Origin of the sequence: Terasakiispira papahanaumokuakeensis, assembly GCF_001709345.1 — a bacterium.
GTDB lineage: Bacteria > Pseudomonadota > Gammaproteobacteria > Pseudomonadales > Halomonadaceae > Terasakiispira > Terasakiispira papahanaumokuakeensis.
Genome location: NZ_MDTQ01000001.1, coordinates 3,508,732 through 3,532,624 on the forward strand (window position 1 = coordinate 3,508,732; position 23,893 = coordinate 3,532,624).

26 protein-coding genes are annotated in these 23,893 nt (G+C 52.6%); 11 read left to right on the forward strand and 15 right to left on the reverse strand.

Going from position 1 to position 23,893, the window contains the following annotated elements; translation table 11 throughout:
• Positions 1-46: 46 nt before the first annotated feature.
• A complete protein-coding gene (locus BFW38_RS15330; protein ID WP_068999678.1) occupies positions 47-553 on the forward strand; it encodes a copper chaperone PCu(A)C in 507 nt (168 codons plus the stop codon).
• Here the strand turns inward: BFW38_RS15330 and BFW38_RS15335 are convergent.
• Positions 550-1,770, reverse strand: a complete 1,221-nt coding sequence (locus BFW38_RS15335; RefSeq protein ID WP_068999679.1) for an HD-GYP domain-containing protein — start codon at positions 1,768-1,770, stop codon at positions 550-552. The two genes, BFW38_RS15330 and BFW38_RS15335, sit on opposite strands and share 4 nt — an antisense overlap.
• Before the next feature lie 274 nt (positions 1,771-2,044).
• Between BFW38_RS15335 and cysQ the strand changes: the two genes are divergently transcribed.
• From cysQ to BFW38_RS15350, 3 genes are all read left to right on the forward strand, one after another.
• Entirely contained in the window at positions 2,045-2,830 is a 786-nt protein-coding gene (gene cysQ / locus BFW38_RS15340) for a 3'(2'),5'-bisphosphate nucleotidase CysQ (RefSeq protein WP_068999680.1), read from the forward strand.
• A 209-nt stretch (positions 2,831-3,039) separates the two neighbouring features.
• A complete protein-coding gene (locus BFW38_RS15345; RefSeq protein WP_068999681.1) occupies positions 3,040-4,323 on the forward strand; it encodes an NAD(P)/FAD-dependent oxidoreductase in 1,284 nt (427 codons plus the stop codon).
• Between the two features lie 135 nt (positions 4,324-4,458).
• Complete coding sequence (locus BFW38_RS15350; protein ID WP_068999682.1) at positions 4,459-5,280, forward strand: SapC family protein; 822 nt, start codon at positions 4,459-4,461, stop codon at positions 5,278-5,280.
• A 60-nt stretch (positions 5,281-5,340) separates the two neighbouring features.
• Here the strand turns inward: BFW38_RS15350 and BFW38_RS15355 are convergent, their stop codons facing one another.
• The 9 genes from BFW38_RS15355 to BFW38_RS15395 form a co-directional block, all read right to left on the reverse strand.
• On the reverse strand, positions 5,341-6,402 hold the full coding sequence (locus BFW38_RS15355) for an alpha/beta hydrolase family protein (RefSeq protein ID WP_068999683.1): 1,062 nt from the start codon (positions 6,400-6,402) through the stop codon (positions 5,341-5,343).
• Positions 6,403-6,784: 382 nt separating this feature from the next.
• Positions 6,785-7,969 (reverse strand): radical SAM family heme chaperone HemW, encoded by a 1,185-nt coding sequence (gene hemW, locus BFW38_RS15360; RefSeq protein WP_068999684.1) that lies wholly within the window; start codon positions 7,967-7,969, stop codon positions 6,785-6,787.
• Entirely contained in the window at positions 7,966-8,565 is a 600-nt protein-coding gene (rdgB, locus tag BFW38_RS15365; RefSeq protein WP_068999685.1) for an RdgB/HAM1 family non-canonical purine NTP pyrophosphatase, read from the reverse strand. The genes hemW and rdgB overlap by 4 nt, the downstream gene beginning before the upstream one ends.
• Before the next feature lie 59 nt (positions 8,566-8,624).
• Positions 8,625-9,068 carry a DUF4426 domain-containing protein gene (locus tag BFW38_RS15370; protein WP_068999686.1) on the reverse strand — a complete coding sequence of 148 codons (444 nt, stop codon included), beginning with the start codon at positions 9,066-9,068 and terminating at the stop codon, positions 8,625-8,627.
• Between the two features lie 68 nt (positions 9,069-9,136).
• Positions 9,137-9,724 (reverse strand): methionine biosynthesis protein MetW, encoded by a 588-nt coding sequence (gene metW, locus BFW38_RS15375; RefSeq protein ID WP_068999687.1) that lies wholly within the window; start codon positions 9,722-9,724, stop codon positions 9,137-9,139.
• Positions 9,709-10,890, reverse strand: coding sequence for a homoserine O-succinyltransferase MetX (metX, locus tag BFW38_RS15380; protein ID WP_068999688.1), 1,182 nt, complete (start codon positions 10,888-10,890; stop codon positions 9,709-9,711). The genes metW and metX overlap by 16 nt, the downstream gene beginning before the upstream one ends.
• Before the next feature lie 197 nt (positions 10,891-11,087).
• On the reverse strand, positions 11,088-11,672 hold the full coding sequence (locus BFW38_RS15385) for a YggT family protein (protein ID WP_068999689.1): 585 nt from the start codon (positions 11,670-11,672) through the stop codon (positions 11,088-11,090).
• A 38-nt stretch (positions 11,673-11,710) separates the two neighbouring features.
• Complete coding sequence (proC, locus tag BFW38_RS15390) at positions 11,711-12,529, reverse strand: pyrroline-5-carboxylate reductase (RefSeq protein ID WP_068999690.1); 819 nt, start codon at positions 12,527-12,529, stop codon at positions 11,711-11,713.
• 37 nt (positions 12,530-12,566) lie between these two features.
• Positions 12,567-13,259, reverse strand: coding sequence for a YggS family pyridoxal phosphate-dependent enzyme (locus tag BFW38_RS15395; RefSeq protein WP_069000535.1), 693 nt, complete (start codon positions 13,257-13,259; stop codon positions 12,567-12,569).
• 45 nt (positions 13,260-13,304) lie between these two features.
• On the opposite strand from BFW38_RS15395, the gene BFW38_RS15400 reads away from it, so the two are divergent.
• From BFW38_RS15400 to BFW38_RS15420, 5 genes are all read left to right on the forward strand, one after another.
• Positions 13,305-14,324: a type IV pilus twitching motility protein PilT gene (locus tag BFW38_RS15400; protein ID WP_068999691.1), complete on the forward strand. Its 1,020-nt coding sequence runs from the start codon at positions 13,305-13,307 to the stop codon at positions 14,322-14,324.
• Positions 14,325-15,427: 1,103 nt separating this feature from the next.
• Entirely contained in the window at positions 15,428-15,640 is a 213-nt protein-coding gene (gene thiS, locus BFW38_RS15405; RefSeq protein ID WP_068999692.1) for a sulfur carrier protein ThiS, read from the forward strand.
• A gap of 149 nt (positions 15,641-15,789) precedes the next feature.
• On the forward strand, positions 15,790-16,581 hold the full coding sequence (locus tag BFW38_RS15410) for a thiazole synthase (RefSeq protein ID WP_069000536.1): 792 nt from the start codon (positions 15,790-15,792) through the stop codon (positions 16,579-16,581).
• 4 nt (positions 16,582-16,585) lie between these two features.
• Positions 16,586-17,308, forward strand: a complete 723-nt coding sequence (trmB, locus tag BFW38_RS15415; protein WP_068999693.1) for a tRNA (guanosine(46)-N7)-methyltransferase TrmB — start codon at positions 16,586-16,588, stop codon at positions 17,306-17,308.
• 92 nt (positions 17,309-17,400) lie between these two features.
• Entirely contained in the window at positions 17,401-18,285 is an 885-nt protein-coding gene (locus tag BFW38_RS15420; RefSeq protein WP_068999694.1) for a UDP-2,3-diacylglucosamine diphosphatase, read from the forward strand.
• On the opposite strand, the gene BFW38_RS15425 is transcribed toward BFW38_RS15420, so the two are convergent.
• Both BFW38_RS15425 and BFW38_RS15430 read right to left on the reverse strand, forming a co-directional pair.
• Positions 18,243-18,917: an RluA family pseudouridine synthase gene (locus BFW38_RS15425; protein ID WP_068999695.1), complete on the reverse strand. Its 675-nt coding sequence runs from the start codon at positions 18,915-18,917 to the stop codon at positions 18,243-18,245. The genes BFW38_RS15420 and BFW38_RS15425 overlap by 43 nt on opposite strands.
• The gene (locus BFW38_RS15430) at positions 18,917-19,279 is read right to left on the reverse strand and encodes a DUF2288 domain-containing protein (protein ID WP_068999696.1); all 363 of its coding nucleotides are present in this window, start codon (positions 19,277-19,279) and stop codon (positions 18,917-18,919) included. The genes BFW38_RS15425 and BFW38_RS15430 overlap by 1 nt, the downstream gene beginning before the upstream one ends.
• A gap of 284 nt (positions 19,280-19,563) precedes the next feature.
• On the opposite strand from BFW38_RS15430, the gene metF reads away from it, so the two are divergent.
• Entirely contained in the window at positions 19,564-20,394 is an 831-nt protein-coding gene (gene metF, locus BFW38_RS15435) for a methylenetetrahydrofolate reductase [NAD(P)H] (RefSeq protein WP_068999697.1), read from the forward strand.
• 14 nt (positions 20,395-20,408) lie between these two features.
• On the opposite strand, the gene BFW38_RS15440 is transcribed toward metF, so the two are convergent.
• The 3 genes from BFW38_RS15440 to BFW38_RS15450 form a co-directional block, all read right to left on the reverse strand.
• Positions 20,409-21,161 (reverse strand): TetR/AcrR family transcriptional regulator, encoded by a 753-nt coding sequence (locus BFW38_RS15440; RefSeq protein WP_068999698.1) that lies wholly within the window; start codon positions 21,159-21,161, stop codon positions 20,409-20,411.
• Between the two features lie 142 nt (positions 21,162-21,303).
• A complete protein-coding gene (locus BFW38_RS15445) occupies positions 21,304-22,812 on the reverse strand; it encodes a YifB family Mg chelatase-like AAA ATPase (RefSeq protein WP_068999699.1) in 1,509 nt (502 codons plus the stop codon).
• A 79-nt stretch (positions 22,813-22,891) separates the two neighbouring features.
• Positions 22,892-23,185, reverse strand: a complete 294-nt coding sequence (locus tag BFW38_RS15450; protein WP_068999700.1) for an accessory factor UbiK family protein — start codon at positions 23,183-23,185, stop codon at positions 22,892-22,894.
• Between the two features lie 362 nt (positions 23,186-23,547).
• Between BFW38_RS15450 and glnK the strand changes: the two genes are divergently transcribed.
• Positions 23,548-23,886 (forward strand): P-II family nitrogen regulator, encoded by a 339-nt coding sequence (gene glnK, locus BFW38_RS15455; protein WP_068999701.1) that lies wholly within the window; start codon positions 23,548-23,550, stop codon positions 23,884-23,886.
• The last annotated feature ends 7 nt before the right edge of the window (positions 23,887-23,893 follow it).

Below are 23,893 nucleotides of genomic sequence, written 5' to 3' on the forward strand. Positions count from 1 at the left end.
ACCCAACACTTTCATCCACCACTTTCGACATCAATGGATAATGATCATGCGCGATGCACGCTTAACTCATAGCTTTCCCGGTCAACTCGCTCTGAGCATCATCGGTTTACTCCTGAGTGCAGCGCTATACAGTAGCGGATTATGGGCTGCGCCCTCGATTGAGGTACAGCACCCCACCGTTCGAGCCGTGCCGCCAGGCTCAGAAACCACTGCCGCCTTCATGACATTATATAATCCAACTCAAGAAGATCGCGTATTAGTCGGCGCCGACAGTGATCTGTCCGAAGTGACCGAACTCCATCATCACATCATGTCAGAGGGCGTCATGCGGATGCGTCGACTCACCCGCATTGAACTGCCGGCAGGTCAAACCGTTAAGCTTGAGCCAGGTGGCTTACACCTGATGTTGATTGGTTTGAAACAAATTCCTGCTGAAGGTGATACCGTTCAACTCAACCTTCAACTGGATAATGGCGAAGTGATCGAAGTGCTCACTCCAGTCAAAAAAGTCAGCACTGAGATGATGTCAGCTCATGAGCATCATGCTCATTAAAAGAAATCAGGCAACTGAATCGGTGCCATAAGCGGCAACGGGATCACCTGAATACCCCACAAGATCATCGGATTAGCGGTCATTCGTTCATTACTTTTATAACTATACGCAATGGCATAATGGGGCTGACGGGTATCCCGCCGCATCGGAGTCGAATAATAATTACCATCGACACGCTTAATCACTGACACCACCGGCGCCTTAGCATCATCGGTTCGCTTGATGACAACGCCACTTTCACCATTGGCCAATCGAACATGAATACCCGGCGGGTAAAGTCCCAGCTCGCTAAAAAAGACTTGTGCCAAGCGCTGATCAAAACTTTTTCCACTCTCCAGAAAAGTGCTCTGTAATGAGCGCTTATGGTCGGTAACTGGCCGATAAGCTTTCGGAATAATCATCGCCGAATAAATATCGGCCAATGCTAGCAAGCTGGTCTCACCACGAATCTGGCTGCCCTTCAACCCATGGGGGTAACCACTGCCATCAAGCCGTTCATGATGCTGTCGCACCAGCGTCAACCATAAAGGGCAACGCACCCCCATATTCTCCAAAAGCCGTGCTGAAACCTCAGGGTGCTGGGACACCATTTTTTGCTGCACCACAGAGAGCTTACTCTCCTGGCTTTCCAACAGCTCCTGATAATGATGCATGCCCATATTACTGGTCAGCGCAGCCCCCAAAATGGATAAGCGGGTCGCCTGGGAAAAATTCAACCGATGCATAATGATTTCGCACAAAATCGCGATTTGCAGCGGATGGTGAATGTAATAGGGGAAGTTTTCGTTCAGATGCACAGCGCCCAACAAAGCATCGGTATCCAAGCGACACAGTCCTTGAATCGCCGTAGCAATTTCGTAAAAGCGCTTTTCAACAAACTCACTATCTGAGACTTGCTTACGTTCAATCAAACGAAAAAGAAAGTCGAGCCGATGGCCCAACTCATCTAACTCCGCAAAGGGGTTACTCTGGCGATCAAAAGACTGGGGCATCGGATGCTGCATACGATCGCCGGTTTCAAAGCGTATGGGGTTCATCTTGGCCAGCGCTTCGCGCTCTTGCGCATCCTTAAAGCGATATCCCTTTATATAAAGCCGTTCCCCCTGATGATTAAACACACTGTAGGGCAAGGGCTCATCAAGCGGCCAGGACAAGACATCCTTAACGGGATAGGCCTGATAATCGTACAATCGGACCTTCTTTTTACGCATTGGCATTCAGAACCTCCATGCTCCACCATGGGCTATCCTATCCTTAAGATGCACCTAAACGGTAGCGGCATGTCATGAGCAAGAAGTAAGTAAAACACCCCGCGATATTAATGTAATTTTGATTCTGATCAAAGGCATCATTTAAAACGTATCAAAAAAGAAACATGCAGCTTGTCTTATTAAGAGGACAGATGTTGGCATCTCGTGAAACTGGCTAATGTTCCAGCTAGGATGACAGCATACTCAGTATCCCATTACTCACTAGCCAGGAGGCCCTGCTATGCCTAATGTCTTGAGCCCAGCACTATTGGAGCAGGTTGAACGTATTGCAAGAGAAGCGGGCAATGCCATTATGCGCATCTATGCCGAAGGCTTCACGGTAGAGCAAAAGGAAGACCTCTCCCCCTTAACCGAGGCAGATCAGGCCGCGCACAACATTATTGCCAAGGGACTACAACGGCTAGAGTTACAAGCGCCTATTTTATCCGAAGAAGACTTAGATGCTTTCCAGGCACCGGATGTTCATGGGCGCTATTGGTTGGTTGATCCGCTAGATGGCACGAAAGAATTCATCCGACGCAACGGTGAGTTCACCGTCAACATTGCGTTAATCGAAGATGGCATTCCGATTCTAGGCGCCGTCTTTGCGCCCGCCTTGGGAACCGCTTATTTAGCCATGGAAGGACAAGGCGCCATTAAAGTCTGGGATGATGGTACGCGCACGCCAATTGAAACCCCGACGGTCCCAGTCGAATCGCGCTGGCGTGTTGTGGGCAGCCGCTCGCATCCGAGCCCCGATCTAGACAACTGGCTTGAGGCACTGGGCGATCATGTAATCGTCCCGATGGGCAGCTCTTTGAAGCTTTGCTTAGTCGCTGAAGGCGAAGCGGATCTCTATCCCCGACTAGGGCCTACCAGTTTATGGGATATCGCAGCCGCGCATGCGGTGCTGCGAGAGGCCGGTGGCAATGTCGTCACCCTTGAGGGCGAACCGCTTAGCTATGCCGACCCCCATCAACGTGAGAATCCACACTTTATCGCTCACGGCGCAGGCTGGACACCCTAGCCATCACTTGAGATAACAGAGACTGAAACCCGCCGATTGATCACACTCAAAACAGCAACCCATTCCATTCTATTCAACAGGCCAACAAAGGCCTGTTGCTTTCCCCTACTGCATCATTATGATGAACATTTGTTGAAAATAAAAAACACGCACGATTAGCCCCTTTTTCACCCAGGGTGATCTCGTCTAGAACGGAACGGAGTGTGTTCATGACAGCGCTTCAATACCCGGCATCCTATTACGCTGCCACAGCCCATTCTCAACCTGACCGACCCACGCTTAATGCAGATATTGAGACCCAAGTCTGTGTCATTGGCGCAGGTTACACAGGATTATCCACAGCACTTCATTTAGCCGAGCAAGGTCTCCAGGTGGTGGTGTTAGAGGCCGGTCAAGTCGGTTATGGCGCTTCAGGACGCAATGGCGGTCAAATCGTCAACAGTTTCAGCCGGGACCTGGATGTTATTGAGCGCCAAACCAGCCGACAACATGCAGAGCTGCTAGGCCGAATGGCCTTTGAGGGCGGCCAGATCATTCGAGAAAGAGTGAAGCAATACAATATCCAATGCGATCTGAAAGAAGGCGGTCTTTTTGCGGCCCTCAATGGCAAGCAACTGCACGAATTGCAGCACCAGAAACTGCTCTGGCAACGCTATGGTTATGAACAGACCCAGTTATTAGATGCCGCCGCTATGCGTGAACAGGTACAAAGCGAGCGCTATCTGGGTGGGTTACTCGATCATGGTGGTGGCCACATCCACCCACTGAACCTCGCCCTTGGCGAAGCCGCCGCCGTGGAACAGCAAGGGGGGGTGATCTATGAACATTCCGCTGTCATTCATATCGAGCGCGGCAACCCTGCCGTTGTCCATACACAAAAGGGTAGCGTGAAAGCCGACACCGTTGTCATTGCCGGGAACGCCTACCTTGGCCAATTGATCCCAGAACTAGCGGCTAAATCCATGCCTTGCGGCTCACAGATCATCACGACTGCGCCTTTAGACGAAGACACCGCCCGAGCCTTGATTCCCCACGATATCTGCATTGAGGACTGCAACTATTTATTGGACTACTACCGGCTTACCGCAGATCGACGCTTACTCTATGGTGGCGGCGTGATTTACGGGGCACGTGATCCAGCCGATATCATGTCACTGGTTCGTCCTAAAATGCTCAAGACCTTTCCGCAACTGGCTCAAATTGACATTGAATACGCCTGGACAGGCAACTTCTTAATGACCCTATCCCGGCTCCCTCAAATGGGCCGTCTGGGTGAGAATATTTATTACTCCCAAGGCTGCTCCGGCCATGGCGTTACCTTCACCCATGTGGCCGGTCGCGTGCTTGCTGAAGCCATCCAAGGTCAATATGACCGTTATGATGCCTTTGCCCAACTCAAGCATTACCCCTTCCCTGGCGGGCGCCTCTTCCGCGTACCCTTTACAGCATTAGGCGCTTTTTACTATGACATGCGCGACAAACTCGGCATCTAAACCTCAACCATCAATGACAGCCAAGGAACAAGATCATCTCAAACAAGCCTGACAGACGGCAGACACAGCCCTCTTCATCTTAAGGTAAACTGCGGTTCAAAGATCAATTTGATGTGTGATGAGAGGAGAGAGGTCATGGCGAATTGGGTACCGGTGATACGGGAGACGCATCAGGAAGCGGGTTGGAAAAGGCTGAGTCACTATGGTTTTGCCTTACAGGATGCCTTTATCCCGATTGTTCGGGCTGAGATGGCGCACCTGGTACCAACCACGCCTTTAGCCTTTATCCCCCGAATCGTTGATGAACAAGGGCAGCCTCAAGACTTTCAACTGGTCGCACTCCATTCGATTTCAGAGGGAGTGAACTTATTTATTCATCCGGATGGCCGTTGGCTCGGGGGCTACATCCCTATTGCCTACCGTGGCTACCCCTTTTGCCTAATGCCGGAACCAGAGAGCCAACAGCAGCGCCTTTATATTGATCAGGATTGTGAGAATGTCCATCCGGTCTGTCAGTCGGGTGATGAAAATATTTTCACCATCAATGGGGATTTTAGCCCCTTTATGATGCGCCTGATGGATTTTCTACAACGGTATGAACGCGCCCGCTCGTTGACCGATCAAGCCGTTTATCAATTGGCTCAAGCGGGCGTCATTGTGCCCTGGCAGATGCCCTTACGTAACTCCATCAGCGGCCATCAGACCCAACCCCTGCCCCAACTTCATACGGTTGACCTCAAGGCTCTGAATCAGCTGGATGCAGACACTTGTGCCACCTTGACCCATAGCGGTGCCATGGAAATTGCATTTACCCAACATCAATCACGTTATCGACTGACCGCCCTTAAACACTTATACACGCTCCATCATAAATTCACTTCAGGACGCATCCGTGCCCCAGAAATTGATCTAGATGCGCTGCTGGTGGATGAAGATGACGACCTGTTCGTGTTCTAACACGATGCCGATCAGACGACTTAATCTGAAGGCGTCTGATCGTTGACCTCCTGAGGCGATCTACTCAGCGGCCGGTGCATCCATCACGGTTTCAACCATGTGATGCAACGCCTTCATCTGCTGTCCCTCACGGGTATCGTATCCTTCACCCTCAAGGCCCCACCAATCCCAACAGCCTTTGGGGTTGGCCAGACTGTCTTGCGTCTGAGGAAATAGCAACACCAATTGGCGGGCATCTGCTTGCGCCAGCAACCTACTTTTTTCAATAAATGCCGTGCCGATAGCCTCTACGGATTGTTCGCAACCGTGCAGGACTAACTGCAAACCACAGCGCTCACCGTTCTCACAGGCCTGAGGCACATAAACGTAACCATAATCCGCCAAGACCTTCAGCGAATGCTTCCCTGCGGTTTTCCAAGGGCGCTGATCGAACTGAGTCAAGTAGCCCTGCGCTTGTGAGTGATCATCTGCGGTTTGAGCCGCTTCTGAAGCACCCGCGTCAGAATGGCCATAGAGGGCCGTTATTTCCTGAGCCGCGACCGATGCATCACAGGCATTCAAAAAGGGGCTGGCGGTTTCATCACAGGCCACAACATCTTCAGAGACACTGAGATCAACAGGCCAGCCATGTCCTGCCGATGCCAATGTCATGATGTGCGTCTTAGCGCCCAAAGCTTGGTATAACTGATCACGCGCTTCAGTCACTCCTGACGCCACCACGGGATCAGCCCCAGCATGATAGAGAAAGACAACATCATCCTGGAGCAGGCTCAAACGACCGAGTTCCCCCGCTTCCGCACTGTTCTGAACCAATGTCAACGTCTCATCAACTGATGGGGCTCCGGCAGCAGTGCCCGTACAATGGGTCAATGCAGCGCTTAAGCCTGAACGTGCACAACCATAAGGGCCTGAGGCCATCAGCGCGGCACCATGAAAAGTTTCAGGCCAAGCCAAATGCAGCTGATGGGCAACATAGCCCCCGGAAGATAACCCCGCGACAGTGACCGCCTGTGGATCAATATTCAAATGGGGTAATTCAGGGAATGCCGCTTCTTCACTGACACAAGCGGTCAACACCAGGGCGGTGCTCAACACACTCAAACGAAAACATAATTTGAACATCACTGATCCTTTTCAGTTCGTCCTGCCGGGTGATGCATCGGTTCATTCACGGGTTATTCACATAGATCCACAGGTTTATCCACAACACATTCAGAAGGCGGAGCAACGCTGTGGATAATCATTTTATAAGGCCCCTGTGAATAATTACACTATAAGAGTAATCCATTGAAACACATGAAGTTTCAGGTATACATTCACTCACATCAATGAAGCCTTAATTGTGGATAATCTATTGGACAAAAAATTTGATCCTGTGAGAAAAGTTTATCCACATCCCTGATATTCAAGCTGAGCGCTTAATCTATTCACACCCTGCCGGTATATCCCAACTTATACACACCCCGCTATTCGAGGCCCACCATCCTCGAACCATCCACACCCGTTATTCATCATCGGGTGAAAACGCTAACAACACTTCATTGAGCCAATCAAACCCGAAAGGTGTCGTCACCAACTGACGCTCAGAAGCCTCAAGCAATCCCCGCGCCCTAAGCGTACTCAACTGTGGCTCAATGGCCGACAAATTCAACCCCGTCGTCATCGGGTAAAGTGATGCTGGCACGCCCTGCTTTAAACGCAATGCATTGAGCATAAACTCAAAAGGCAGGTCAGTGTCGGATAGCGTATTCTCCCCGGCGACAAAGTCACGCCCTTCAATCAGCCGAGATAAATACGCCGCAGGTTGGCGCGTTTTCCACCGTCGGATGACCTTGAACCGATCGGATGCGGCATGAGGGGGTGTGGATAACTTACCGTGGGCACCGGCACCAATCCCCAAATAATCACCAAACTGCCAATAGTTGAGGTTATGACGCGCTTGCCGTCCCGGTAGCGCATGGGCAGACACTTCATAGTGCTCAAACCCTGCCTGCGCTAAGCACGCCAGGCCCGCATCCTGAATATCCGCTAAAGCATCATCTTCCGGCAATACCGGTGGGCGGCTATAGAACTCGGTATTCGGCTCTAGTGTCAGCTGATACCAGCTCAGATGAGTCGGCGCTAATGCCAAGGCTTGCTGTAAATCATCCAACGCCTGAGCCACCGACTGGCCCGGTAACCCATGCATTAAATCAATATTGAAATTCGTAAAACCGGCGTGACGTGCAGCCTCAACCGCACGGGTTGCCTCATCGCCACTATGTATACGACCCAGTGTTTTAAGAAAGCCCGGTTGAAAGCTCTGGATGCCAATGGATAACCGGTTGATCCCAGCTTGCCGATAGCCCTCAAAACGCTGTTGCTCAACCGTTCCGGGGTTCGCTTCTAGCGTGACTTCACAATCTTCCGCCAGCGTTAAACGCTCGTGCAACCCTGCGAAGAGGGCTTCATAAGCTTGGGGAGACAATAAACTGGGGGTGCCCCCACCAATAAAAATACTGCTCAGCGCTCGCCCTTGCACCCAAGGCAAGTCATGATCGAGATCGGCCAGCAGCGCTTGCACATACTGCTGTTCGGGCAACTCAGCCTGAGCGCCGACACCGTGTGAATTAAAGTCGCAATAGGGGCACTTACGCACACACCAGGGCACATGGATATAGAGCGATAAAGGAGGCAAGGTGATCATCAGCTAAAGCGTGTCTTCAGTTCCGCCAACAACAGCGCACTGGCACGCCCTCGATGAGAGATTTTATTTTTTTCGGCCTTATCCAAGGCGGCCGCACTCATCTGCCGCTCAGGCACCCAAAATAAAGGGTCATAACCAAAGCCACCCTCACCTTCCGGAGCCATCAGCACGCGCCCCTCCCAACTGGCTTGCACAATCACGGGCGTTGGATCATCAGCATGGCGCAAGAACGTCAACACACACCAATAGCGTGCGCTACGTTGGGCCTCAGGCACTTCCGCCAATGCCCTCAGCAATTGAGCGTTATTCTCCTCATCTGTTGCGTGTGGCCCCGCATAGCGAGCAGAGAAGACACCAGGCGCCCCTTTTAATGCATCGACCTCAATGCCCGAATCATCCGCTAACGCCGGTGATCCCGTATGGCGGGCTGCATTGCGCGCTTTAATCAGCGCATTTTCCACAAAGGTTAAGCCCGTTTCCTCGGCTTCAGGAACGGCAAACTCAGACTGTGGATGCACCTGCCAACCCATCGGCGCCAGCAGATCTGCAAATTCACGTAGCTTGCCTGCGTTACCACTGGCTAGCACTAAAGGGGTCATACCCGTCTCCATGATTAAATCTTTTATATTCACGATCGTGGCCAGACAGACTGATCAAACTAATCGGCATAAAAACGATCGATAAAGGTCAGTTCATAAGGGGGTTGGTTAGGGTCCGCTCGCACCTGCAAGCGAAAACGAGTGGGCTCATCTTCAGTGAAACGAAAAGTGGCAATCGAATAGATCGCCTCTTGTTCTCGAATCGTACGAAAACTCAGCGTACGCGATTGCTCGGCCAAGTTCCCGGCCTCGCCCGTCACAACGGCATTCACCGGCGTCGTGCTGCCATCCGCATTCACTTTCAATACCGCAATATTGACCAATGCCTGATAGCGGCTGCGCACAATATTATAGGCTTGGGCCACTTCCGGCTGGAGAAAGCTCGTGGTCACGGCGTTATAGTGAATCTGGTAATCCCCATAGGTCTCATAACGCTCCGCATAAGCGGGCATGGCCCATACACTGATCAACCATAATCCAATCGCTGCAAGTCCCAACCGCATGTCACACCTCCTGTTTTTAACGACATACATGTTTTTAACGACAGACATGCTTTCACAACACGCGCGTTTTAACGGCACACACGATAAATCGCCACTTCCCCGAATAGGTTAGGCCATAAATGACTCACCCAGTGCGCTTCATATTGGCTGTTCCCCACCGCACGATCACGGATGCGAATCTGCTTGGCATCACACAGGCGCTCAAAATCAGCAAAGGTTGATAAGTGGATATTCGGCGTATCATACCAATGGTGCGGCAGCGTCTTTGAAACCGGCATACGCCCTTTCAGCGCTAAATGTGCGCGGCAACGCCAATAGGCAAAATTTGGAAAGGTGATAATCGCTTCTCGCCCCACTCGCAACATTTCATCCAAGGTGAGATCCGGTCGGCGCAATACTTGTAATGCCTGCGTCATGATGACGGTGTCGTAACTTTGTTCATCAAAGTTATCCAAGCCTTCATCAAGGTTTTGCTCCAGAACATCGACCCCTCGGCGGATACAGGCCGTAATGTTATTCGGATCAATCTCCAAACCATAGCCCGCAACGCCTCGCTGCTCTAGATGCGCCAGCAACTCGCCATCCCCGCAGGCCAGATCCAACACTCGGCTGCCTTGGGCAACCCAATTATTAATGATGTCTAAATCTGCGCGCATGATGCTGCTCCTGCCTGCTGTTGCCAGATCAAATCCATAGTAGCGGTGAATACCGCCTGATAGCGCTCATTCGGTATCAGAAACGCATCATGACCATGGGGAGAATCAATACAGGCATAACTCACACGTTTGCCCGCCGCGACCAAAGCATTGACCAGCTCTTCAGAACGCGCCGGAGCAAAACGCCAATCGGTGGTGAAGCTGAATACACTAAAACGGCATTGGGCCACCTCAAGTGCCTTCACCAAATCCCCCCCATAAGCTCCCGCAGGATCGAAGTAATCCAATGCTTTAGTCATCAACAAATAGGTATTGGCATCGAACCGCTCAGAGAAGGTATCGCCCTGATGGCGCAAATAGGATTCCACCTGAAACTCGACGCCAAAGCTGTAATTAAGCTTGTCAGCACGCAGATCCCGGCCAAACTTTTGCCCCATCGAATGCTCAGACAAATAGGTGATATGGCCGACCATCCGCGCTAAGCGCAACCCATGACGAGGGATCGTTTCCTGCTCCAGATAATGACCATTATGGAATTCAGGATCAGACATAATCGCCTGGCGTGCCACCTCGTTAAAGGCAATATTTTGTGCCGATAATTTTGGGGTACTGGCAATCACCACGGCGTGAAGCAAACGTTCAGGATAACGCGTAGACCACTCAAGGACCTGCATACCGCCCAAGCTCCCCCCGACCACCGCAGCCCAGCGCTGTATCCCCAGTCGATCGGCCAGCACCGCCTGTGAATCCACCCAATCCTCGACCGTCATGACGGGAAAATCAGGCCCCCAGACTCGCCCGGTATCAGGGTCTATCGAAGTCGGCCCAGTCGAGCCATGGCAGCCGCCAAGGTTATTCAAAGCCACCACAAAGAACCGATTCGTATCAACCGGCTTACCCGGGCCAATGTAACTGTCCCACCAGCCAGGTTTACGGTCATCCGGTGCATGATAGCCCGCCGCATGATGATTTCCCGAAAGCGCGTGACAAATCAGTACCGCATTCGAAGCATCAGCATTCAATTCACCATAGGTCTCGACCATGAGATCCCAATGATTTAATTGACGGCCACAAGCCAGCGGCAAGGGGGTATCGAAATGAAATTTCTGCGGGCTCACAATACCGACAGAGTCATCGGCAGGCACCGACGGAGCATGCTCACTCATCTGACACTCAAATCCTTATTCCAGATCCAGCATGACGGACATCGAGCGATCGGCATGATCCGCTCTCCAGAGGAAGAGCCACTGATCACCCGATCGCTACGAAAATGAAAAGCCGGTTTCACCCGGTCTTATTAGGGAGGAAGGGAAACTAGGCGGTAGTGGCACCGCCCAGGGGCCACTACCGCCCGGGGTCAGTATTAGAAACCGCCCATCAGGCCCATAGAATAGCCGCCCGCAAAACGCAGCAGGAGGCCAGTCACCAGCTGTTCAGCCAATTGCAAACCTAAAAATACAAATATTGGCGAAATATCTAATCCACCTAAGCTAGGCAAAATACGGCGTACCGGCGCCAATAACGGCTCGGTCAGCTGGAACACTAAAATCGCCCCGGGATGATTCGCCTGAGGCGCCACCCAACTCAAGATGATAGAGATAATCAGCGCGAAGAAATAAATCTTCACCACCATACTGAACAAACTGGCCAAAACCAACGCCAGTAACGACACCGGATTGCCCAGCGGCATGCCAATCAACTGTTGCACGATCAAAATGGCCACCAACTGCAACACGATCGCCACTAAAAAAGTGGCAAAGTCAAAGCGTGCCATCGGTTTAATGACCTTTTGTACGGGTCGCACTAAAGGATCAGTGGCTTTCAAAATGCCTTGCGTAATCGGATTAAAAAAATCCACACGTGCCACATGCATCAGAAGACGCAACACCATCACATAAATGTAAAGGCTGAATAACAACTGTACGGCAGAAGCCAGGCCTGTACCCATAGTCTGCATACTCCTCGTTTTTCGTATTCACCCAGGGCTTAATGGCCCAGAGAAGCCGCCAGTTCACGGGCACGCTGAGCAGCCGCATCGGCTGCCTTTTGTACCAGATCCCCCAGCCCCCCTTCGATAAAAGTATTCACCGCTTGCTCAGTAGTCCCCCCCGGCGACGTGACTCGACGTCGAAGTTCGGCAGGCTCCAAATCATTTTCAGTCAGCATACGGCCCGCCCCTAATGCGGTCTGCATCGCTAACTGACGAGCCACTTCAGGCGCTAAACCTTGCTGAATCCCGGCCTGCTCCAACACTTCCACAAACAGGAAAAAGTAAGCCGGTCCAGAGCCTGACACCGCAGTGACCGCATCGAGCAAATCTTCACGCTCCACCCAAACCGCCAACCCCACCGCCTGCATCACGGCTTCGGCATACTGACGACCCTGATCACTCACCTCGGCATTGGCATAAAGACCGGCGGCCCCAGCCCCCAGCAGCGCGGGCGTATTCGGCATACACCGAACCAATGCTGTCTGCCCACCGAGCCAACGGTCGAGACTGTCCAAGGTTAATCCTGCGGCCACCGACATCACCACCGGCTGATGCGACTGCACCAGATCTGCGATCCCTTCACAAACGCCCTTCATGACTTGGGGTTTGACTGCCATCACTACTAGGTCTCGACCGGCAATCGCTGCGCGGTTATCCGTCGTAACCTGAATCCCCGTCTCATCAGACAACTGTTTCAGAGCATCAGCATCAACACCTGTCGCCGTGATATCACTGGGGGTCTGCCCCTGTGCCAGCAGACCTTTAATAATGGCCGTCGCCATATTACCGGCACCAATAAAGCTGATTTGCGCCATCGGTTCCTCGTTTTATTCATGAATTGAATGTATTCGGTCAGGCGGGCCTCGGGCCAAAGATCCCCGTGCCAACACGAACCAATGTACTACCCGCGGCAATCGCGGCAGGCAAATCGCCACTCATTCCCATCGACAGTGTATCCAGTTCTGCCTGGGGATGCTGGTGACGCAACATCCGGAGCTGTTCGGCCAACATGTCAAATGGCCGACGTTGGCGCTCAACATCGGTTTCCGGAGCCGGAATACACATCAGGCCACGTAAACGAATATGAGGCAACTCCATCACCGCTTCAGCCAGCGGCTCCACTTCCGTCGGGCTCACACCTGATTTGCTCGATTCACCACTGACATTCACCTGCAAGCAAATGTTCAATGGCGGCAAATGCTCGGGACGCTGCTCTGAAAGCCTTCTGGCCAGCTTAAAGCGATCCACAGAATGGACCCACTCAAAATGCTCAGCCACTTCACGCGTCTTATTCGATTGCAACGGCCCAATAAAATGCCAGTGCAACGGTAAATCGGTGAGCTGTGCCTGTTTGTCGAGTGCTTCCTGTAAATAGTTTTCACCAAAATGTCGAGCACCGGCGTCATAAGCCTCACGAATCGACTCGGCAGGGTGGCGTTTACTCACGGCCAGAAGCATGACATCGTCTTCGCTTCGCCCAGCGTCTCGGGCGGCATGAGCGATCTCAGCACGGACCTGAGCCCACCGCTCAGCAATCGTTAACATCAAAAGAATCCCCATCAAAGGCCCAAGGCCAAGGAACTTAGTGTAATGGATATTACCGAACTGCTGGCCGCATGCGCAAAAACCACCGCCTCTGATTTACACCTTAGCCCAGGGCGGCCCCCCTTATATCGGCTCAATGGCCATCTCACACCGATCGAATCAGCAGCGCTTTCAGCCCATGAATTGGATCACCAATTACGGGCACTCCTCACCCCTGCACAAGCTCAATCGCTGGATCAACAATACGATATTGATATCGCGTTATCACACCAAGGGCAGCGCTTTCGCGCTAACTTCTTTTTTCAGCAACAAGGCCTAGCCGCCGCCTTTCGCCCTATTCCCGATGAAGTTCCGACACTCAGCGCGCTACAAGCCCCGCCCGTTTTGACCCAGCTGGCCACACAGCCTCACGGATTAACCCTAGTCACCGGCCCAACCGGCTCCGGTAAATCCACCACGTTAGCGGCCATGCTCCAGCACATGAACCAACACCTGGCCTACCACCTGATCACCATCGAAGATCCCATCGAATTTATCCACACCCCCATACGCAGTTTAATCTCCCAACGAGAACTGCATCAGCACACCCCCAGCTTCAGCCAAGCACTCAAAGCGGCACTGCGGGAAGATCCTGATGTGATCATGGTGGGCGAACTGCGGGATCTAGCCACGATTCGTTTAGCACTGACCGCCGCCGAAACAGGCCATGCCGTGCTGGCCACCCTGCACACCGCCTCTGCCGCCCGCAGTATTCATCGTTTGGTTGACGCTTTTCCGGGTGATGAACAACCCCTTATCCGCAACTTACTGGCCGAATCGTTAAGAGCCGTCATCAGCCAACGCTTAGTCGCCGATACGCGGCAGGGCCGCTGTGCGCTGCATGAAATCATGATCGCCACCCCCGCGATTCGAAACATGGTGCGTGATCAGCACATTGCCCAGATCCCCACCGCCATTCAAACCGGCAGCGCCCAAGGGATGCAGAGCATGCAGCAAAGCGCCGAAACCGCCTTCCAACAAGGTCGCATCAATACCGACACCCTGGCCAAAATCCAGAGCGAATAGTTCAGCCCAGACGAGATGCACAAGCCTGATCAAAAATAGAGACTCAAGAGAAATAAGAGACAAGAAATGAGAGAAATAAGAAGATAAAGAAAAATAAGCACACATAAAAAAAGGCCACCCGACAGGGTGGCCTGAGAACCGTGACTAGCTTGATGATGAGGAGATGACTGCCCGGCATCCTTAAACCCGACGACCCAGACGGGTGTGATACCGAGTAGTGGCCATCGACCACTCGCTAACAATAATCATTATCATTAATGAGTGCAAGCTTTTTTTACCTCGCCTTAATCGCCGACCCATGGCTATCCCGATTTCACCACAAAACACCCCGCCCAAATGAACCCAACACGCGAGCACAGCTTTGCATCTCCTGGTGTCTAAAGAACAAAAACCACAAACACAACAAAAAAAGGCCACCCTAAAAGGGTGGCCTGAGGACCGTGACTAGCTTGATGATGATGAGGAGATAACTGCCAGTATTCCTCAGGGCACCTGACAACCCATGAAAAAGAGGATACTGAACCGTGGTCATCAACCACGATTCAAACAATAATAGTTCTCATTATTAAACGCAATAGTTTTCTATTATTTTTTATAGGCAGACAGACCTAGAGGCTCAAGCAGTCTTCTTAATCGCCAATTGCTCGACGGTTTCATCGTCAAAAGGAATAAAAAAAGGCCACCCAAAAGGGTGGCCTGAGGACCGTGACTAGCTTGATGATGAGGAGATAACTGACAGCATTCTCAGGGCACCTGACAACCCATTAAAAGAGGATACTGAACTGTGGTCATCAACCACGATTAAAACGATAATCTTTATCATTTAGTTTTGCAACCTAAAACTTAAACGACCCCAATAAAAAAAGCCGCGCTTTTCAAAAGCACGGCCTTAGGGGTGTCTGATCGCAATCCATAGGGGCTCCAATTGCCCGCGGAGGCAAGTCACCAGACGCCTGAAAACCTTATTCCCCCTGCTCAAGATCGTCAACTCACCGCCCATCCCCACGGGTGTGGGGAGTGCTCGCAACACACGCATCCTGGCGCGCTTTCCTTTACAATGCGGACTCGCATCGCTTTCACATCACCGGTTACTGGAGGCCACGATGCAGATCATGTTAAATGGTGAGCCTTATACGCTCACGACAACCGCCACATCACCGATAACAATCAGTACGTTATTGGGGCAGTTGGGCTTGGCCGAAAAACGCATCGCGGTGGAGCGCAATGAGATGATTGTGCCCCGCAGCCGCCATGCTGAAACCGCGCTAGAAGCCGGAGATCAGGTCGAGATTGTGCATGCGATTGGCGGCGGTTGAGCGCTTATATCGATTGTCCGTTTGATGCACGTTGAATCGTTAGTCCATCAATGAAAGCCTATTGATCGTTCCCCATAGGGGCAGCGCTCGTTGTGGCCCATCTATCTTTAGCGCTTTCGCTTATCAATACAGGAACCCTCATGACTCAGATGCAGGATCCATTGGTGATCGCGGGTCAGCATTATCACTCCCGTTTATTAGTCGGCACCGGGAAATACCGGGATTTAAATGAGACAGCGGCGGCCATTGAGGCATCAGGTGCTGACATTGTGACGGTCGCGGTACGCCGAACCAATATCGGACAAAACCCGGATGAACCTAATCTGTTAGATGCCGTTTCCCCTGAACGCTATACCATTTTGCCCAATACCGCCGGTTGCTTTGATGCCAAAAGCGCGGTGCGTACTTGCCAGTTGGCGCGAGAGCTGATGGATGGGCATGACTTGGTCAAGTTGGAAGTGCTGGGCGATCAGAAAACGTTGTATCCCAACATGAGTGAGACGCTGATCGCCGCAGAGCAGCTGATCAACGATGGCTTTAAGGTCATGGTCTATTGTAATGATGACCCCATTGCCGCCAAACGATTGGAACAAATGGGCTGTGTCGCGATTATGCCGTTGGGCTCATTGATTGGCTCTGGCCTCGGTATTTTGAACCCTCATAACATCGGCTTGATCATCGAAGAAGCGCAAGTGCCGGTGTTGGTGGATGCTGGTGTGGGCACCGCCTCCGACGCTGCTGTGGCAATGGAAATGGGCTGTGATGGCGTCTTAATGAATACTGCCATTGCCCATGCGCGCCAGCCATTAGGGATGGCCAGCGCGATGAAAAAGGCGGTTGAAGCCGGTCGCGAAGCCTATCTCGCCGGTCGCATGCCGAAAAAAGCACTCGCCAGCCCCAGTTCACCGACGGATGGCCTGATTCAACCCTCATCACGATAATCTCATGAGCGAAAACATCGAAAAAGCGTTTGAACGCGCAGACAACGCCATTCACGACAAACGTATCCGCAGCTATGTGCTGCGCCAAGGGCGTATGACGGCGGCCCAGCAACGGGGTATCGACAACTTCTGGCCACAGTTTGGGTTGAGCCTGGCGCAAGGCCCCATGGATCAGCAGCAGGTATTTGGTCGTGAGGCCCCTTTGGTCGTGGAAATTGGTTTTGGTATGGGCGCGTCACTATTAGCCCAAGCCATGGCCATGCCGGATCACGACTTTATTGGTATCGAGGTTCATCAACCGGGTGTGGGTAAACTTCTGCAGGAAGTGGGTGATCACGGTTTAACCAATGTGCGGGTGTATCAGGACGATGCGGTTGAGGTTTTGAACCAGTGTATTCCGGCGGGCACGGTTGAACTGTTGCAATTGTTCTTCCCCGACCCTTGGACCAAGAAGAAACATCATAAACGTCGCATTGTGCAGCCGCCATTTGTGCAAACGATCCGCCAGTCACTCAAAATTGGTGGACGTTTTCATATGGCCACCGATTGGGGCGGTTATGCCGAGCATATGCGTGATGTGATGGATGCGGCAGAAGGCTTCACCAATACCGCTGAGCAAGGTGACTATGTGCCTCGCCCTGAATCTCGCCCGCTGACCAAGTTCGAGCAACGAGGGGAAAAGCTCGGGCATGATGTCTGGGATTTGATTTACCGACGCACCGCTTAAGTATCGAGACGGTGCCATGAAATCGTCATGGCATCGTCAACTCTTCATCATGCCACCATGACAGGCTACCTCCATCACTCTGGAGATCGCTTATGTCTGTCATATCCTCCCAGTCACGCCCCTCTTCCCAAGTCCGTACGCTTTTTATCTCTGACGTACATCTGGGCACACCGGATTGTCAGGCCGACCTCCTTTCTAGCTTTCTTAAACGCTATCAGTTTGAGCAGCTGTATCTGGTTGGCGATGTCTTTGATTTACTGGCGATGCGCAAACGTAGTGTATTACCCCGCGCCCAGCAGGCGCTGGTGATGCAGGTCATCCGGCTAGCCCGCCGTGGCGTCAGAGTGACGTTTATTCCCGGTAACCACGATGCATTGCTCAGGCGCTTTTGTGGGTTTCAACTACAGGGCTTGAACATTGAGCGCCGTTCGATCCACCAAACCGCTGATGGACGCCGTTTATTGATCACCCATGGCGACGAGTTTGATGGCGATGTTCAGGTGCCCAACTGGCTGCATCTCTTAGGCGACCGGTTACATGCGGGGCTCCTCAAGGCCAACCGGGGCTGTAATGGCATTCGGCGTTTTATGGGGCTGCCTTACTGGTCACTCGCAGGCGCGGTGAAACGTCGACTGAGCGGCGCACAACGGTATATTGACCGTTATCGTCAGGCCGCCCTGCGGGAGGTGGGGAAACAACAAGAAGCGAGTCAACAGGCGCTGGCGGGGATCGTCACCGGTCATATCCATCAGGCGGATATGGTCATGACAGAAGCAGGACTTTATCTCAATACCGGGGATTGGGTTGAGCATTGCACGGCCCTGATTGAGGACACCCAAGGCCGCTTAAGCCTGGTGAATCATCAGGGCGAGTGCTTATGCACAGAACCGCACACCCCTCCGATCCCCATTCAAGACAGACTGCTACCTGCCACTTATTCGGTATCCGGCAAGAACGGGGGCTGGCTACACCACTGAAGCGCCTGCCCTGTGCGCGGGTGATCTAACGCTAACTGCTCGGCATGTAATAACAATCGCGGAGCAGCATTCTGGATCGCCTCAGGCGCATAAAAGCGGTCGCCTAAAATCGGGTGCCCCAACGTCAGTAGATGCACCCGAAGCTGATGCGACCGGCCGGTTTCAGGCCATAATGTCACATAAGCGTGATCCGACTCCTGGCGCAGACACTGATAACGCGTTCGGGCCTGTTTTCCTGTCTCGTAGCACACCTTCTGCAGCGGTCGATTTGGCCAGTCACAGACCAAGGGCCAACTCATGACACCTTCCGCCTCAGACAACTGCCCCGCCACACAAGCCAAGTAACGTTTGCCCACTCGCCGCTGTTCAAATAGGCGCTTGAGTTGACGCTCCGCCTCGACATGACGCGCCAGCACCATCAAGCCCGACGTATCCATATCTAACCGATGCACCAATCGCGCCTCAGGTGCATAACACTGCACACGCTCGATCACGCTATCGTGATGAGCAGGATCTCGTCCCGGCGTCGATAACAGACCCGAAGGCTTATCCACCACCACAAGATCATCGTCTTCAAAAAGCGGTATCAGCCGATCTTCAGGGGGCTGATAAGCCCAGGAAGCCAACGCCATTAAACCGCATCACCGGTTGATTCAGTGGATGGGGCAGCAGATGAATCAACACGCTGAGACTGCACCAGCACCCAAGGCGCCACCACGAGAGACCACACTAACGTCTCCTCGTGGTGCCAACGGTGCGCATCCGAATCGGCAACCGACCCCATCAGCCCTTGCGTCATCCATGCTTTGACACGCGGACTATCATCTTCAATTAAAGCTGCACCGACTTCGACTAAATCCATTTCAGGGGCCACTTGGACCACTTGCCCACGGGCATGAAATTTTTCCAGCTCGCGCCAACTGATCCGTGCGGTTTCAAGATTCAAGCGGGCACGCCGAGTTTCAGGAGTATCCGGCTCATAGGCGTCAGTCATGGCAACCTCATCAATTCAGGCATCAATAAAAGCCCTTATTGTAACGTGTTCTTGGGGCTGTTTTCTGTTGAGTTGAAAGAAAACAATCCCAGCCCACGCGGGCTCTTTATAGCCTGAAGTTTTATCAAAAAAAATGCTTATATGAAAAATACTCAACTGATCACGGGAAAGATTCATTGGCGCCAGATCGATTAAACGGGTTCAATGGGCAAATAGATCAGTGCCAACAGGCCAGAATGAATAGATCAGACCCCATAGATCATAATGACAACGCTGGATACCCCATGACACAGACCACCCCGATTAGCTTTGAGTTTTTTCCTCCCAAGACTGATGCCGGTCGCGCCAAACTGGTGGGTGTCAGAGATACATTGGCCACATTAGCGCCTGAGTTCTTTTCCGTCACCTATGGTGCGGGGGGGTCCACTCAGGAAGGGACACTCAACACCGTGCTGACACTGCGGGAAAGCGGTATTGATGCGGCACCTCACCTGTCATGTGTGGGGGCAACGAAAGCCGAGTTAAGCGCGTTACTCAACGACTACCGCGACCAAGGTATTCGCCGACTCGTCGCCTTACGAGGTGACTTGCCTTCCGGCATGGGGATGGGAGGAGAATTGCGCTACGCCAATGAACTGGTTGAGTTTATCCGGGCCGAGCATGGCGATCATTTCAGTATTGAGGTGGCGGCTTATCCAGAAGCTCACCCGCAGGCGAATAGCTTTGAAACTGACTTAAACAACTTCATTCGCAAAGCCAACGCCGGTGCCAATAGTGCCATCACGCAGTACTTTTTTAATGCGGATGCTTACTTCTATTTTGTCGATCGAGTGCGGGCTGCTGGGGTTGAGATTCCCATTATTCCGGGCATTATGCCGATCACCAACTACACCAAACTGGCCCGTTTTTCCGATGCCTGCGGCGCCGAAATTCCACGCTGGATTCGTAAACAGCTCGAAGCCTTTGGTGATGATCAGGACAGCATTCGTGCCTTTGGCGAGGATGTCATTACTCGACTGTGTCAGCAGCTGACCGAGGGCGGTGCCCCCGGCCTGCATTTTTACACGCTGAACCAAGCGGACAGCTGCGCCAACATCGTTAAGCGCTTGCGCTAAGATCAGACCCGCCACTAGGCGACCTTAATCAACGCCCAGGTGTCTGACACCTGGGTGTTAAACAACTCAATAATCCCCGTCAGATGCTCGCTGAGATCTTTGCTGTGCTCTTGCAGGTGGAAAGCATCCAGAGGATTTTGATGAGCCCAGGGCTGGATATTAATCAAGCTGAGCATACTCTGCATAAAAGGGTTATTGACGCTAATGGTTAACTCCGGCAACACTTGGTGCCATACCGGATGCAGGCGGCTTTGTTCATACCCAGACAATAAAGCCCAGAATGAGGGTAAAAGCTGCTGTAATTGCGATGCAGACAAAGGCGCAAGCGCCTGATCTTCCGCTTGCTGTATCACTTCTGAGATTTGCGTCAGATGTTGGCGCCAGAACAATCGACATTCTGACTGGGTCTCGCTAGAGATTTTGTCCCACACGCGTTCTTCATTCATGAGTTGCAGCAAATAACTGAACCAAGGCAGCTGCTGCCGTAAATGAAGACCCGCCAATAGATACCGTAATACCGCATGTGAGGCATAAGACTGCCCCACCACGACAGACTCAACCGCAGGCGTCACTGCCTGTAGGACTCGAACCCCCAGCGCAACCAGCACATCTTCCTTACTGGCAAATTCCCGGTAGACACTGCCGACAGCACAGCCGGCATGCTCCGCCAGTCGAGCCATGGTGAGGCGCTCAAACCCCTCTTGCTGCCCCAGTAACAGTGCACTGTGTAAAATTTCACTGCCTCGAGTTTCTTTGATCATTTTCATCACATCATCCTTGAATAACGCCACTGGAGTTCATTGGAAACCATCACTTCATCCCTTAATGACCGCATGCCGACATACCATGCTGACATACCATACCGACATACAGGGGATCGTGTGATACCGCTTGCAATACGGCGGCCATTTAAACCGCTGCCGCATCAAAACTACCGCGATAGCTCAGGGCCTCCAAGACATGGGCTCGGCTAATCGCCTCACTGGCCTCTAGATCCGCCAATGTTCGAGCGACTTTAATAATGCGGTGGACCGCCCGGGCAGATAAGTGCATACGTTGCATGGCTTGTGACATCAGCTGCTGTAAATCATCACTGAGCGCCGCATGCTCTCTCAACTGTGGATGCGCCAAAGCACCATTCAAACAACCTGCTCGCTGATACTGGCGCGCATGGGTCGCAGCCACACGAGATCTGACAGTTTGAGAATCATCACCTTCAGGCGGCGCCCAAAGCGCATCGGGCGGTAATGCAGGCACCTCCACATGCAAATCGATACGATCCAGTAGAGGGCCTGATAGCCGTGCACGATAACGCTGAACCTGCTGAGCTGAGCACACACAAGGTTGGCGCGGATCGCCCAAATGGCCACACGGACAGGGGTTCATCGCCGCCACTAATAAAAAATGAGCTGGAAATGTCGCTTCTTGAGCCGCTCGGCTGATATGAATCTGACCTGATTCCAGAGGCTCACGCAGGACTTCTAATACCTTGCGTTCAAACTCCGGCAGCTCATCAAGAAATAAAACGCCATGATGGGCCAAGCTAATTTCCCCAGGCCGCGGATGCGAGCCACCTCCCACCAAGGCCACCGCTGAGCTGGTGTGATGTGGCGTTCGAAAAGGACGCTGTCCCCAATCACGAATATCAAACCCTTGGCGGATCGAACGAATCGCGGCCACCTCCAAGGCGGCATCGCGTGTCATCGGGGGGAGCAAACCGGGTAGGCGGCTCGCCAACAGCGTCTTGCCTGTACCTGGCGGGCCATGCAGTAACAGGTTGTGCCCTCCGGCTGCGGCCACCTCAAGCGCTCGCTTGGCCGCCCCCTGCCCTCGAATGTCGCGCAAATCAGTCGCGGCGGTTGAGGCTAACGGCGAATCGAGCCGACCTTCAGCAGGGGTTAACAACGTCACGCCCTGTAAATGCGCAGTCAATGCCAGCAAATGGGGCACGGCATAGACGGTAACGCCCTCGACCAATGCCGCTTCAGCACTGTTGGTATCGGGAATCAATAAAGCACGTTGTTGTTTGGCACACGCCAGGGCCGCAGGAAGCACGCCACGGACTGGACGCAACTCACCATTTAAGGCTAACTCGCCAAGGCACTCATATTGTGCCAACGGCTCAACGGGGATCTGCCCAGAGGCCGCCAAAATCCCCAGGGCAATCGGCAGGTCATAACGACCCCCTTCTTTCGGTAGATCCGCCGGGGAAAGATTGACGGTAATGCGGCGAGCGGGGAATTCAAACCCGGCATTTTGCAAAGCACTACGGACACGATCGCGGCTTTCTTTAACCGCCGTTTCAGGCAGGCCAACCAGTGTCATGCCGGGCAAGCCATTCGCTAAATGGACTTCCACACGCACGGCGGGCGCACTCAAGCCGATGGGCGCTCGGCTATGGACTATCGCTAAACTCATGGTCACCTCCCTGTGGCCAAAAGTCTTGTCATTCATTCATCATGGGTGGGTCGAAAACCAAGAGATCACCAGCCCACCTTTATTCAGATTCGCGCTCACCTGAAGCGGGCACCGATTCTGATGCCGCATCGCTCGCGTTCAAACGCGCTTCTAAGGCTTCCACTCGTTGACTCAAAGCCTCTACTTTTTGCCGTGTGCGCTGATGAATTTCCAATAAGCGGTCGTAGTCATCCTGACTGACCATGTCCAGCCGACTCAAACTATCCTGCAACAGACGTCGTAATGTATCCCGCCCAGGCAGTCTGGGTCCATGAGCTTCCAACTTATCGGTCAACTGCTCGACATTCTGGCGAATCCAATTCTGATCAATCATTCAGCACACCTCATCTAAGCACCAATGGCAAGGTAACCTCCATCATACCGTGTCCTGATCATCATACCTAGAATAAGACGCTTCACATCGCCGTGATCAGTCATAGAGCGCTGGTTTAGCGCACGACCTTCTTCATTGCGCCATGATAGTGCGCAAAACGCACCAAAAGTAGACCTCAAGCGAAAGCTAAGTTTACTCATAATCCGTCAAAACAATAAATAAGCCATTGTTTTATAAAGACTTTTATTGTTGTGGCACAACCCCTGCTTTGTTCCAGGTAAGCGGCACGCTGGTGCAAACCATCGCCCTGAGCCACAGCTTGCCCTTTCCTCGAACCGATCAACGCTGTGAGGGACACAACAATGAAACTGGTCACGGCTATCATCAAGCCATTCAAGCTCGACGATGTCCGAGAAGCACTCTCAGACATTGGCATCCAAGGGATTACCGTCACCGAAGTGAAAGGCTTCGGCCGCCAGAAAGGGCACACCGAGCTCTATCGCGGCGCAGAATACGTTGTCGATTTCCTACCCAAAGTGAAAGTAGAAGTCGCCATCGGCGATGACCAAGTTGATGCCGTCGTCGATGCCATCATTCAGGCCGCTAACACCGGCAAAATCGGCGATGGCAAAATTTTTGTGTCCACCTTAGACGAAGTTGTCCGTATTCGTACTGGGGAACGCGGCGAGGATGCCGTTTAACAGCATA